9 protein-coding genes and 1 pseudogene are annotated in these 12,870 nt (G+C 64.9%); 5 read left to right on the top strand and 5 right to left on the bottom strand.

The window, feature by feature from the left end:
* Positions 1-38 precede the first annotated feature (38 nt).
* Together QSV46_RS02990 and QSV46_RS02985 are read right to left on the bottom strand one after the other, a co-directional pair.
* Positions 39-659, bottom strand: coding sequence for a TetR/AcrR family transcriptional regulator (locus QSV46_RS02990; RefSeq protein ID WP_314946071.1), 621 nt, complete (start codon positions 657-659; stop codon positions 39-41).
* 70 nt (positions 660-729) lie between these two features.
* Entirely contained in the window at positions 730-1,257 is a 528-nt protein-coding gene (locus tag QSV46_RS02985) for a PaaI family thioesterase (RefSeq protein WP_314946068.1), read from the bottom strand.
* Positions 1,258-1,410: 153 nt separating this feature from the next.
* Between QSV46_RS02985 and QSV46_RS02980 the strand changes: the two genes are divergently transcribed.
* From QSV46_RS02980 to QSV46_RS02970, 3 genes are all read left to right on the top strand, one after another.
* Positions 1,411-2,181, top strand: a complete 771-nt coding sequence (locus QSV46_RS02980; protein WP_314946065.1) for an enoyl-CoA hydratase — start codon at positions 1,411-1,413, stop codon at positions 2,179-2,181.
* 131 nt (positions 2,182-2,312) lie between these two features.
* Positions 2,313-3,509 (top strand): acetyl-CoA C-acyltransferase, encoded by a 1,197-nt coding sequence (locus QSV46_RS02975; protein ID WP_314946062.1) that lies wholly within the window; start codon positions 2,313-2,315, stop codon positions 3,507-3,509.
* A 110-nt stretch (positions 3,510-3,619) separates the two neighbouring features.
* Positions 3,620-4,915 carry an MFS transporter gene (locus tag QSV46_RS02970; RefSeq protein ID WP_314946059.1) on the top strand — a complete coding sequence of 432 codons (1,296 nt, stop codon included), beginning with the start codon at positions 3,620-3,622 and terminating at the stop codon, positions 4,913-4,915.
* Here the strand turns inward: QSV46_RS02970 and QSV46_RS02965 are convergent.
* The 3 genes from QSV46_RS02965 to QSV46_RS02955 form a co-directional block, all read right to left on the bottom strand.
* Positions 4,912-6,315 carry a carbohydrate porin gene (locus QSV46_RS02965; protein WP_314946057.1) on the bottom strand — a complete coding sequence of 468 codons (1,404 nt, stop codon included), beginning with the start codon at positions 6,313-6,315 and terminating at the stop codon, positions 4,912-4,914. The two genes, QSV46_RS02970 and QSV46_RS02965, sit on opposite strands and share 4 nt — an antisense overlap.
* Before the next feature lie 11 nt (positions 6,316-6,326).
* Positions 6,327-7,343, bottom strand: coding sequence for a transporter (locus QSV46_RS02960; RefSeq protein WP_314946055.1), 1,017 nt, complete (start codon positions 7,341-7,343; stop codon positions 6,327-6,329).
* A 111-nt stretch (positions 7,344-7,454) separates the two neighbouring features.
* Positions 7,455-8,237, bottom strand: a complete 783-nt coding sequence (locus tag QSV46_RS02955) for an acetoacetate decarboxylase (protein WP_314946052.1) — start codon at positions 8,235-8,237, stop codon at positions 7,455-7,457.
* Between the two features lie 223 nt (positions 8,238-8,460).
* Here QSV46_RS02955 and QSV46_RS02950 point away from each other — a divergent pair.
* Positions 8,461-9,635 (top strand): annotated as a pseudogene (locus QSV46_RS02950) (patatin-like phospholipase family protein).
* Between the two features lie 302 nt (positions 9,636-9,937).
* Positions 9,938-12,757 (top strand): ATP-binding protein, encoded by a 2,820-nt coding sequence (locus QSV46_RS02945; RefSeq protein ID WP_314946049.1) that lies wholly within the window; start codon positions 9,938-9,940, stop codon positions 12,755-12,757.
* The last annotated feature ends 113 nt before the right edge of the window (positions 12,758-12,870 follow it).

Genomic DNA, 12,870 nt, shown 5'->3' with positions numbered 1-12,870 from the left:
GCACGGCGCAAGAGCGCCTTTGCCCAACCTACCGCAGCTCAGCTCTGCTTCGCCTTCTTCGCAGCCGCCACCTTCGGCTCACCCTTCGCGCTATCGAGCGCGCGATCCTTGCCCGCCTTGAGCACCTCGTCCGACAGTTCGCTGGCGCCGGCAATGCGCGCCAGCAGCATGGTGCCGGCCATTGTCGCCAGCGTCGCGATTGCCTGCTTGCGCGCGGCCTTGCGCGGCATGTCGGGAATGAAGCCGGTCATCATCTCGATCATCTCGTCGAGCTTGCCGGCAAAGGCCTTGCGCGTCTTCGGGCTCTCGCGAGCGATCTCGGCGCCGAGCGAGGGGATCGAGCAGCCATGGCCGGGATTGTCGCGGTGCAGCGCCGAGAGATAGGTCTCGACGATCTGGGCGAGTTGCTTCTCGGGCACCACCTGATCGGACTGCTTGCGCCAGTGCTCCATCGCGCGGTCCATCGCGTAGCCAAAGGCCTCGATCACCAGCGCCTCGCGCGAGTCGAAATGCGCGTAGAAGCCGCCATGGGTCAGCCCGGCCTCCTTCATGAGGTCGGCGACGCCGATGCCATGGGCGCCCTTTTCGCGCAGCCGCACCGAGGCTTTTTTCACGATGCGGTCGTGGGTTTCCTGCTTGTGTTCCCGGGAATAGCGCATGCGGGTCTCATTGAATGTCGGGGATCATCCCATAACACAGAAATGGACCAGGCGGTGCATTAATTCATGTTTAGACATTGCCGATCATGGAAAAGGTTGCAGTCGCGTGGACTGCGAGCGCGCCCTTGCCGTCGCGCACAAAACCCTCGGTGTAGCTGGTCTGCCGTCCCAGCTTGATGATTTTGCCTTCCGCCGAGATCAGCCCGGAACGGACCGACAGCGGGCGCAGGAAGTTCATTTTCAGGTCGAGCGTCACGGACGACCGTCCGGCCTCCAGCCGGGTCGAAATCGCGCAGCCCATGGCGGTGTCGATCAGCGCCGCGGCGGTCGCCCCGTGCAGAAGACCGATGGTATTTTCGAGATCCTCGCGCGGCTCCAGTTCCATGACGATCCGGCCCGGCTCGACCACGGCCACGGTGAAACCGATCAGTTTTGCGAAGGGTGGCGGCGGCAGGCGGCCATCGCGAATGCCGATCATGGCGTCCATGCCTGGCAGGCCCATCGCCACCTTCGCAATCGGTGCGGGCACCTGCCAGTCCACCACGCGCTCACGCCGCTGCGCGGGCGAAAACAGGTCGAGTTGATCGTTACGGGTCATAGTCGCCTCTTTGTATGATATGCATCATGCTATGCCACGGACTTCGCACTGGCAACTCCGTCCCTCACCCGCTTGACAAGGCGAGCGTTTCGGCCCGGAAGTGATCCCGACAGGCGCGCCCTGGGTCCGTCCACGAAACCTTGAGATCCCACGATGGAAATGCTCAATCAGCACTGCGGCGTGACGCGCGATGCGCGCGGCGTCGTTCATGTCGCGATCTGCGACGCCGGCTCGCTGAATATTCTAGGCTCGCCCGTGACCGACGCGGTCCGCGAAGGCTTGCAGCAGCTCTCTTCCGATCGGAGCATCCGCGTCGTGGTGCTGCGCGGCCAGAGCGAGAAGAGCATGATCGGCGGCGCCGACATCAAGGAGATGGCGAAGCTCGACCAGAAATCCGCCGAAGCCTTCATCAGTCGCTTGCGCGATCTCTGCGAGGCCGTGCGGCAATTCCCGGCACCCGTGATTGCGCGCATGCCGGGCTGGTGCCTCGGCGGCGGACTCGAGGTCGCAGCCGCTTGCGACTTCCGGATCGCCGCGCATGATGCGCGTTTCGGCATGCCCGAGGTCCGCGTCGGCATCCCCTCGGTGATCCATGCAGCACTGCTGCCGCGCCTGATCGGCTGGGCCCGCGCGCGCTGGCTGGTGATGACGGCGGAAAACGTCGACGCGCCAACGGCGCTGGCCTGGGGACTGGTCGACAAGGTCGCGCCGGAGGGCGAACTGGATGCCGAGATCGAGCACCTCGTGAAGGCGTTGCTCGAATGCGGCCCCGAAGCGCTGCGCTCGCAGAAGGCGCTGTTGCGGCAGTGGGAGGAACTGCCGCTGACGGAGTCGGTAAACCTCAGCGTCAAAGTGTTCGGCGAATCGTTCCTGACGGACGAGCCGACGCGACTGATGCAGGCGTTTGTGAACCGGAAGCGTTAGCGCCGTCTTCTCCGATCGAACCAACAAATCTCATCCGATCCACGACAATTTCTCATGCCGGGCGCGGTTGCATTTTTTGCGACGCATCATATGATGATCGTAATCTCACTACCATCGCAGGGAGTTTCATCATGGCCGAAGCCGCCGATCCCGTCGTCATCGTCTCCGCCGCTCGCACCCCGCTCGGCCGCTTCATGGGCGAGCTGTCGCCGCTGGCCGCACACAAGCTCGGATCGCACGTGATCGGTGCGGCGCTGGAACGCGCCAAGCTCGCGCCCGAGAAGGTCGACGAGGTCTTCATGGGCTGCGTGCTGCCGGCCGGACAAGGCCAGGCGCCGGCGCGCCAGGCGGCGCGTGCGGCCGGCCTGCCCGATGCCACCGGGGCCACTACCGTCAACAAGGTCTGCGGCTCCGGCATGAAGGCGACCATGCTGGCGCACGACATCATCCGCGCCGGCTCCGCCGAGATCGTCGTCTCCGGCGGCATGGAGAGCATGAGCAACGCGCCCTATCTGCTGGCGAAAGCGCGCGGCGGCTATCGCGCCGGCCATGACCGCATCATCGACCACATGATGATGGACGGCCTCGAAGATGCCTACGAGACCGGCCGCTCCATGGGCGATTTCGGCGAGGCGACCGCGGAAGCGTATCAGTTCACCCGCAAGGACCAGGACGCCTATGCGATGGAAACGCTGAGCCGCGCCCGCAAGGCGGTCGAGGGCGGCGCGTTCAAGGCCGAGATCGCACCGATCACGCTGACCGAGAAAGCCGGCCCGCGCGTGATTGCCAATGACGAGCATCCGCTGAAGGTCGATCCCGCCAAGATCCCCGGACTGAAGCCGGCGTTCCGCGCCAACGGCACCATCACGCCGGCCGCCTCCTCCGCCAATGCGGACGGCGCCGCCGCGCTGGTGCTGACGAAGCGGTCGCTGGCCGATCGTAGCGGCCTGCCGGCGATCGCCGAGATCAAGGGCCACGCCACCCACAGCCAGGAACCGCAGTGGTTCACCACAGCGCCAATCCCGGCGATCCGCAAGCTGCTCGACAAGGTCGGCTGGAGCGCCGGTGACGTCGATCTGTTCGAGATCAACGAAGCCTTTGCCGTGGTGGCGATGGCGGCGCAGCGCGACCTCGGCATTGCCCGCGAGAAGCTGAACATCAATGGCGGGGCCTGTGCGCTCGGTCATCCCATCGGCGCGACCGGTGCGCGGCTCATCGTGACGCTGCTGCATGCGCTCGAGGCCAACAACCTCAAGCGCGGGGTTGCGGCGCTCTGCATCGGCGGCGGCGAGGCCACGGCAATCGCGGTGGAGCGTCTGACGCACTGATGTAGAAGTCCGGAAATGAGGGAACTCTGTCATTTCCGACAGACGGGTCCCGTGTCATTCTGCAAGCTAGCGCAGGTGTTTCAAAACCTGTCCACCAACGTTGAGGCCCAATGATCTCGAACTGGCTCGCGGCATCGCTCAGCCGCCGCAATATCCACTACGGCTGGGTGATGGTCGGCGTGACCTTCTTCGCCGCCCTGATCAGCGCCGGCACGGTCGGCGCGCCCGGCGTGTTCATCGTTCCCCTTCAGAAGGAGTTCGGCTGGAGCACGGCGGAGATTTCGTCCGCGCTCTCCATCCGCTTCATCCTGTTCGGGCTGATGGCGCCGTTCGCGGCCGCGCTGCTCAACCGCTATGGCCTGCGCAACGTCACGCTGACCGCGCAACTCGTCGTCGTCTCGGCGCTGGTGGCTTCGCTCGGCATGACCGAGGTCTGGCAGCTTGTGGCGCTGTGGGGCGTCGTGATCGGCATCGGCACCGGCATGACCGCGCTGGTGCTGGGCGCCACCATCGCGACGCGCTGGTTCGCGGCGCGGCGCGGCCTCGTCATCGGCATCATGACCGCGAGCGTCGCCACCGGCCAGCTGGTGTTCCTGCCGCTGCTGGCAAGTCTCACCGAACGCCTTGGCTGGCGTCTCGCGCTCGGCTTCGTCTGCGTCATGCTCGGCATCTCCGCGCTGGCGGTCCTGCTCATGATGCGCGACCGCCCGAGCGATCTGGGACTGCGCCCGCTCGGCGACGAGGGCACCACTCCCCTGCCCCCGCCGCCTGTCAGCCATGGCTCGATCACGGCCGTGGCGCTCGGCACGCTGCGCGACGTCTCGGGCAGCAGCGTGTTCTGGATCCTGTTTGCGACCTTCTTCATCTGCGGCGCCTCGACCGTCGGCCTCGTTCAGGTGCATCTGATCCCGATGTGCCTCGATTTCGGCATCCCGCAGGTGCAGGCCGCAAGCCTGCTCGCGGCCATGGGCGTCTTCGACTTCTTCGGCACCATCATGTCGGGCTGGCTGTCGGACCGCTACGACAACCGTTACCTGCTGTTCTGGTATTACGGCCTGCGCGGGCTCTCGCTGATCTTCCTCCCCTTCAGCGATTTCTCGTTCTACGGCCTCTCCGTCTTCGCGATGTTCTACGGCCTCGACTGGATCGCCACGGTGCCGCCGACGGTGCGCCTCACCGCGCAAAAATTCGGACCTGAGCGCGCCAACCTGGTATTCGGCTGGATCTTTGCCGGCCACCAGCTCGGCGCGGGCGCGGCCGCTTTCGGCGCCGGCCTGTCGCGGACGATCTATCAGAGCTATCTGCCTGCCTTCTTCATCGCCGGCGCGCTCTGCGTGTTCGCTTCGCTGATCGTGCTGGCGCTATCGCGGCAACCAAAGGCCGAGCCGAAGCCGGCGATGGCCTAGTACCTGAGCGTGGTGGTGACGCCGAAGACTGCGGCGTCACCGAGCCGCGACGTTCCGGCCGGATCATTCGGGTTCGGTATGCCGCCGGAGGGGCGGAACACATACTGGAAGTAAGGCGCGATCAGCCAGCCCGGCTTGATGTGCGCCTCGTAGATCATCTCGATCAGCGTCTCGTTGCTGCGCACCGGGCTCTGGATGCCGGTGAAGGCCCGGGTATCGATATCGAGATTGCGGGCCGTGTTCGATACTCGCATATAGGCCATTGCCACGCCGAAGCGGTCGAGCGGACGGCCCGGCGTAAACCCGACGAAGCCGATGCCGCCATCGAGATAGAGATCAATCAGATTGCGGTCCGGCGGGCTGTAGGCGATGCGGCCGAACGCGGTAATGCCCGGGAGCGAGGCTGACGTGCTGTTGCCCCTCAGCTCCGGCGGGCGATACAGCACCTGCTCGATCGCGGCGAAGACGCCGTAATTGCCGCGTAGCTTTGCCGGGATGCCGCTTCCGCCGGGATCGGCGATCGAGGTGCCCTCGGCCGTAAATCGCTGGCTGTCGAACGAGCCATAATGCTTCCAGGCGCCCGGCGTGAAATTGCCGGCGAGCGGACGGCCGCCGAGATCGATGTCGTAGTTGAAACGGACCTGCCCGATGACCCAGGGTGGATCGTTGATGCGGAAAGCGAGACCATGATGGTCGCGCAGCTGCGGATCGGCCTCGCCCGGGCCCGATGGATCGCCGTTGAACACCGCGCCATAGGCCGTGATCTTGTCCGTCAGCGCCGCCTTGAAGCGAATGCCGGGCACCGCGATCGGCGGAGCCGGGCCGCCGGCCGGAAGGTTGTTCGCCTTGATTGCCGGCCACCCGAAGGTGCCGTTGACGAAGAGGTCATCGGTCTGGCTGTCGAAGAACTCGACATCGGCGGCCTGTTGGCCGGCCCTGATACTGAGCCTGTCATTGAAGAAGCTCTGCTCGAAATACGCGTTGTAGAGCCGCTGGTCCGGCAGCGCCTCGATCTCGCTGATGGTCGCGAGATTCATGACGTAGTTGCGGCTCAGCCCCTGACCGTAGATCACGAGCGCATTGGCGTAGAAGCGGCCGCCGGTCCAGCCGACGAGCTTGTCGAGATCGGCATCGACCGAGAGATCAAGCCGGCCGAAATGGATGGCGCCGCGCTTCACGCCGCCGGAGGCGTTGGCGATATTGTCCGCGATGTAGGTGGCACCGAAGTTCAGGCCCTTGTTGGCGAGCCCGTCATGCCATTCGTTGAACCATCTTGGCGCCAGCCATCCGGCCGCGCTCTCGTCCTTGGCGCCCGCGAACGCGCACGTGCTCACTAGCGTTGAGGCCAGCGCAATCGCGGCCGCCTTTTGCGGCGGAAATCTGTGGGCAGTCCCGATCACGGCTGGCTGCGCTATTTGAAAATGCCCGTGCGCCGCATGAAGAGATAGGCAGCACCGATCGACGAGCCCATCAGGACGGCCGCCCACAGAAAGCCGCTCTCGACGTCGGTCAGCGGCAGACCCTTGGTGTTCATGCCGAAGATGCCGGCGACCAGCGTCGGCGGCAGCAACAGCGTCGTCACGATCGACAGCGTGTGGAGGTGGCGATTGCTCTCTTCCTCGTTCTTGAAGCGCAGCTCCTCCTCGAGCAGCCGGCTGCGCTCGCGCAGCTCGACGATGTCGTGATCGAGCCCGTCCAGCCGCTGCGCCAGCTTGCCGGCATGGATTCGCAAGGCGGGCGAGAGATGGTCGGTGTTCTTCTGATCGAGGCGGTGAAACAGCGCGCGCAAGCCGGTGAGCTGACGATGCAGCCTGACACAGGTGCGGCGGATGCGGCCGAGATCGCGGCGCATCTGCGGCCTGGCGTCGTCGGCCAAAATCCGTTCCTCGATGTCGTCGATCTCCTGGCCCAACTTGTCGGCCATCCTGTCGAGGGTGTCGGCGACCTCGTCGACGATCTTTTCCAGGAGGTGGGCGACATTGTCGACGCGGTAGCCGCCTTCGAGCACCCGGCGCGTCGCATCCGCCGAGCACAGCGCCTGATGGCGGCCGCTGATCAGGAGATGCTCGGTCATGGCGAAACGCAGGAATGCGGTCTCTTCGGTTGCGCTGTCGATGTCGCGCACGAGATCGGAGAAGACGCCGTAGACGCAGCGGTCGATGACGTGAAGCTGCTGGAAAGTGTCGCTGGACAGCAAGAGGTCCCGCGCGAGCGGCGGCAGCTGCGACGACGCGATCCACGGCCGCACGCGCGCATCAGTCAAATTGAAATGCAGCCAGAGCCGGCCGTCATGGCTGAACTCGATCGGCTGGTCGACCGGCAGCGCTTCGGCGCTGCCGTCGCTGTGCAGCCGGAACGCCCACACCAGTCCGGGAATGGCGGGGTCGGTGTTCGATGTCGCGCTGACAAGCTTCGCCGGCTCAGCCATGGCCAACCCCACCGCCAACAAATGCCCTGTGCCCCGAAGGTGGCTGACGGCATCTTCCCAACCCACGCGGGGTACTCAATTACGGCATTGTTACAACTTGATGATGGCGCCCTACTCCGCGGCAAGCCCCGTCGCAGCCACGGCTTCCGCTTCCTTGATATAGTCGTGCACGACGCGGCCGAACGGCAAGGTCAGATCGGCGAGGTAGTGATGCGCGCCGAGGCAGCGGCGAACGGGAAAATCCGCGACCGGCGCGTTGACATGCGGCACCAGATGCAGACGGCCGGGCCCCATCCAGGAGCCCTTCGGCACGATGTCGACGAGGTTGATGGCGACGAGCTGGCAGACCTCGAGACGGCCGTCGACACCAGGGATCATCTTCAGGTTGATTTGCGTCTTCGACAGCGGGGCGCGGGTAAGATCGCCGTTGCCGGCCATGCTCTCGTGCTTGTAGCCCATCGTGCCCATGGCGACGAGTTGCCCGGCATATTCCAGCGTGCCCGTCAGCGTGTCCTTGACGATCTCGAGCTTTGGATGGGCGTACTTCTTGGGAAAGCCCCAGATCTCACGGCCGGCCGCGATCGGCGGATCGTCGTCCAGGTACATCTGCGAGACGAAGTTCACCTCCTCGCCGTGCAGGCGCGCGGGGATGACGAGGCCGGATTCGGTGTAGCTGCCGAAGCCGGAGGAGTCCGGCATCCTGATCCATTCGTAATGCACGATCGGCTGGCCGACCGGCTCCAGCGGCTCGGGCAGGCCGGCGCGGATCAGGTCGGGATCGGTCTCGTAGGTGATGACGAGGAATTCGCGGTTGACGAAGCGATAGGGCCCGGCAGGATAGCTCGGCCCGGCCGCCGGCATGGACGGAAGTCTCAGCAAATCTTCCCTGCGCATCGCTGGTCTCCTGTGGGTGATGCCCGCCCGGCGGCGTCAGGCCCGGATCGCAAATTGCTAGCCGCGATCATTGACTGCGATGTGAAGGATTTCCGTCAGACCCACGACCTCCGGCATTGCCTCGGCGGGCCCCAGTGCATGCAGACGATGCGTCGGCGCCAACCTTGTCATCACGCCGTCACCGCGCGACGCAATCGTTTGGGGACAGGCAGGAGAGATCGCCATGGACGCCCGCACGTCGCACCCGGCTCATCCGACCCATCAGCCGCCCTCACGGGGCTGGCGGCCCGAGCGCTGTGACCGCGTTGCGCTGGTGCTGCAGGGCGGCGGCGCGCTCGGCGCCTACCAGGCCGGCGTCTATCAGGCGCTGCACGAGGCCGGCATCGAGCCCGACTGGGTCTGCGGCGTCTCGATCGCGCCATCAACTCCGCCATCATCGCCGGCAACAAGCCGGAGAAGCGGCTCGAGGCGCTGCGCATCTTCTGGGAGCGCATCACCAACCGCAAGATCTGGCACTACACGCCCGACGGCGACGTCTTCCGCCAATGGCGCAATCTCTATAGCTCCTGGATGACGTCGGCGATGGGCCAGCCCGGCTTCTTCACCCCGCACCAGGTCAATCCCTGGTTCAGCCCGGTCGGCGCCAAGACCGCGACCAGTTATTACGACACGATGCCGCTGAAGGAGAGCCTCGATGAGCTCGTCGACTTCGACCTCATCAACGAGAAGAAGGTCCGCTTCGCGGTCGGCGCGGTGAACGTGCTCTCCGGCAACTTCATCTATTTCGACAATGCCCACGACGAGATCGAGCCGGAGCACATCATGGCTTCCGGCGCGCTGCCCCCGGCGCTGCCGATGGTGCGGATCGGCACCGATCATTTCTGGGACGGCGGCATCCTCTCCAACACGCCGCTGCAGCATCTACTCGACCAGGAGGACGCGCTCAATTCGCTGGTGTTCCAGGTCGACCTGTTCAGCGCGCGTGGCGTGCTGCCGCGCTCGATCCAGGACGTGATGGCCCGCCACAAGGACATCATGTATTCCTCGCGCACGCGCCACAACACCGACGTCTACCGCCGCACGCACAATCTCAAGGTCCTGCTCTACAAGGCCCTGGCAAAAATTCCGGACGAGCAATTGTCCGACGAGGACCGCCAGCTGAAGGCGAGCCTGCGCAACATGCCGGAAATCGCGATCCTGCACCTGATCTACCAGCAGAAGGCCTATGAGGGCGACGCCAAGGACCACGAGTTCTCGGGCACCTCGATGCGCGAGCACTGGACCAGCGGCTACGAGGACACCAAGCGCACACTGAAGCGCCGCGACTGGATCAAGATGCCGGACGAAGGCATGGGGCTGGTGGTGCATGACGTGCACCGGGAGACGGAAAGCGCGTAGCCGCTTCGGGCAGAGCGCTCAAAACAAAAAATGCGAAAACAACCCCATGCACAGTAGCCGGGGCGTGGCCAATCAATGACTTACGCGGCCGCGAGGTGATTTGACCCGTCGGGCAAAACAGCTGTATCGTTTCATCATTGCGAAATCGCACGACCCGTTAGCTCAGGGCCGATTGCCCGACATGGTCGGACTGCGCCGCATGCCCTACAATATCCATTGAAGAGCGTTGGGAGGCCAGCTTGCGCCCGGTCAGCGAAGGCGCTTATTTTTTTGACGAGTATCGATTTTTTCCCCGGAGGCAGTTGCTGCTTCGGGGGCAGGTCCCTGTCCGAGTCGGCGCGCGTGCACTCGATCTGCTTCAGGTGCTGCTCGAGCGCCAGGGCGAGTTGGTCAGCAAGGCCGATCTGATACGGTTCGCATGGCCCGACACTTTCGTGCATGAGAGCAATCTGAAAGTGAACATCGCGGCGCTGCGCCGATCGCTCCCGCAGGACCAAGACGACCTTCCCTACATCGTCACCGTTCCCGGCCGCGGTTATCGCTTCGCCGCGCCCGTGCGGTTCGAGACGGCCTCGGTCTCCGCCATGACGCTCTCGCAGGGGGGCGGCGTCATTGACCGGCACCCGCAAGGACCTCACCTCCTGATCGGGCGCGAAGACGATGTCGCCGAACTCACAAGGCGGGTTTATGATCGCGGCTTCGTCACCATCGTCGGCCCCGCCGGTGTCGGCAAGACAAGTCTCGCCCTCGCCGCCGCCCGGGACGTCGCCGAACGTTTTGGCGACGGTGCCTGCTTTGTCGATCTCGCCGCGATCAATGATCCTCAGCTGGTATGCGCGGCCATCGCGTCCGCCGTTGGATCGGGCGCCGGCCTCGTCGATCTGCTCGTCGGCATTGTCGAAGCCTTGCGGTCGAAGGACATGTTGCTGATCCTGGACAATTGCGAGCATGTGCTTGCGACCACAGCCGTCGTGGCCGAGCACATTCATCTCGCGCTGCCCGATGTCGGCATCATCGCGACCAGCCGCGAGCCGTTACGGTCGAAGTCGGAGAATGTGTACCGGCTGACGCCGCTGCGCTGTCCTGCGGACGAGATGCACCTCGACGGACAACGGGCGATGGCGTTTCCTGCCGTCGAGCTGTTCGTCACGCGTGCCCAGGAGGCGGCGGGCTATGGCCTGAGAGATCCCGACGCGCCTGTGATTGCCGATATCTGCCGCCGGCTGGACGGAATTCCTCTCGCGATCGAACTCGCAGCTCCGCGGCTCAAGAGCCATGACCCTGCCACCCTGCTCCGGCACCTCAACGCGAGCTTTGACCTCTTGAACTACGGTCCACGAACCGCACCGCTTCGCCACCAGGCGCTTCAGGCGACACTGGACTGGAGCTATCGGCTGTTGTCCGAGGCCGAGGCGTCGCTGCTGCGTCATTTGTCCGTGTTTTCAGGCGTTTTCACGACCGAGGACGTTCTCGGTATCACCAGCGACGTCGTCGCTTCGCCTGGCGAAACCGCCGGATGTCTTGAAAGCCTCGCATCGAAGTCGCTGGTCTCGCAGACCCTCGCGGATGGCAAGGCTACGTACACGGCGGCGTACCGGCTGCTCGATACGACCAGGAGCTATGCCGCTGAACGGCTGCGCAGCGAAGGCGAGTATCGACGTGCCTGTGAAAGCCACGCCGCCTATCTGCTCGGTCTGTTCGAACGTGCCGAAGCGGAATGGAAGTGGCTGGCACGGGAAGACTGGATGGCGAGCTACGGCCGGCGTGCCAATGATCTTCGCAAGGCGATCGACTGGGCATTTGGCGCGGATGGCGACGTCGAGGCCGGCTTGAGACTATCCGCCGCGGCCATTCCGCTCTGGGATGAACTCTCATCGGTGGCCGAAAGCCGGCAACGCGTGCGCACGGCGCTGGACGCCGCGAAGCAGACGGCTCACCCGGATCTCGAATTGCAGATGAAGCTGGCGACAGCTTACGCCCGCAGCCTCTCCTTCACCGCGCAGCTGGAGCCTGAGGCCGAAGCGGCGTGCCTCGAAAGCGTGCGGCTGGCGGATCTGAAAGGCGATGCGGATTATCAGCTGCGCTCGGTATGGGGCCTGGCGGTGCTCCAATCCTTCGCCGGCCGTCACCGCGACGTCCTGGCGAGCCTCGATCGCTTCGATGCGATCAGCGAGCGTACCAACGACGGCGCGGCCGCATCTTCGGGCGCGCGGTTTCGGATCATGACGCGGTTCTATCGCGGCGACATCGTCGGTGCGCACGACGCCCTGAAGCGGCTCGCCCGACAGCACGACAGTCTTGCCGAGCGCGCGCGCATCTCGCGATTCCAGGTCGATCCCTATGTCGTGATCCGCGTCTCGCTCGCCTTCGTCGGGTGGGTGCGCGGGGATACGGTCGGAGCCATGCGCACCGCGAGGGCCGCGGTCGATGGCGCGACCGAGACCGAGCATCTGGTTTCGCAGTCGAACGCCCTCGCCTTGGCCTTCATTCCCGTCGCCATCTGGACCGGCGACCTCGATGCGGCCGAGCAGCACCTGAACCTGCTCGATGACAACCTCAACCAGAGGAACCTTGCAAGCTGGGCGCCGCTCAGCCATTTCTTCCGTGCCGCGATCCGCCACCGGCGCGGCAACGCGGATGCGGTCGAGCAGATGCGGATCGCCGCCAACGAGATCCTCGCCAGCAAATTTTTGATACGCGCGCCGATCTACCTCGGCATGCTCGCGGAAGCAGCACTTGAGCGCGGCCGGATCGAGGTCGCGCGCGCGAGCATTGCCGCTGCGCTGACGCATGCCGAACAGCTGGACGAGACCTGGTGTCAGCCCGAATTGCTGCGGGTTCTCGGACGTATCGAATATCAGCACGGCGATCGCGTGCGCGGGGAGCAGACCCTGATCCGCGCGGTGCAGGCGGCCGGCGAGGCAGGCGCCCTCTCCTTCCAGCTCCGCGCCGCGACCGATCTCGCCGAGGTCTGGGCACAGACCGGAGCTGCTTCAGTGGCTGTCGCCGTCCTGGATCCAATCTGCCGGACGTTTGCAACTGACGGCGCGGACAAGGACATCGCGCGGGCGCGCCGCGTGCTCGATCACGCACGCAGCAAAGCCTCTCCCGATCTCATTTAAACCGCGTGTTTTTGCTGCTCAGTGGATTTCAGGATCTTCGGTTCCACAACGTGCTTACCGTAGACTTTTACCACAATTAACCGCGGTCCGCTCGACACCTCGCTAGATTGTGG

It is taken from the genome of Bradyrhizobium cosmicum (genome assembly GCF_032290525.1).
GTDB classification, from domain to species: domain Bacteria; phylum Pseudomonadota; class Alphaproteobacteria; order Rhizobiales; family Xanthobacteraceae; genus Bradyrhizobium; species Bradyrhizobium cosmicum_A.
The sequence above is the reverse complement of the archived record's forward strand: the minus strand, read 5'-3'. Positions and strand labels throughout refer to the sequence as shown.

Excerpts from the sequence above, each read along its gene's own strand:
- QSV46_RS02990 (WP_314946071.1), bottom strand. The coding sequence starts at position 659 with ATGCGCTATTCCCGGGAACACAAGCAGGAAACCCACGACCGCATCGTG.
- QSV46_RS02985 (WP_314946068.1), bottom strand. The coding sequence starts at position 1,257 with ATGACCCGTAACGATCAACTCGACCTGTTTTCGCCCGCGCAGCGGCGT.
- QSV46_RS02980 (WP_314946065.1), top strand. The coding sequence starts at position 1,411 with ATGGAAATGCTCAATCAGCACTGCGGCGTGACGCGCGATGCGCGCGGC.
- QSV46_RS02975 (WP_314946062.1), top strand. The coding sequence starts at position 2,313 with ATGGCCGAAGCCGCCGATCCCGTCGTCATCGTCTCCGCCGCTCGCACC.
- QSV46_RS02970 (WP_314946059.1), top strand. The coding sequence starts at position 3,620 with ATGATCTCGAACTGGCTCGCGGCATCGCTCAGCCGCCGCAATATCCAC.
- QSV46_RS02960 (WP_314946055.1), bottom strand. The coding sequence starts at position 7,343 with ATGGCTGAGCCGGCGAAGCTTGTCAGCGCGACATCGAACACCGACCCC.
- QSV46_RS02955 (WP_314946052.1), bottom strand. The coding sequence starts at position 8,237 with ATGCGCAGGGAAGATTTGCTGAGACTTCCGTCCATGCCGGCGGCCGGG.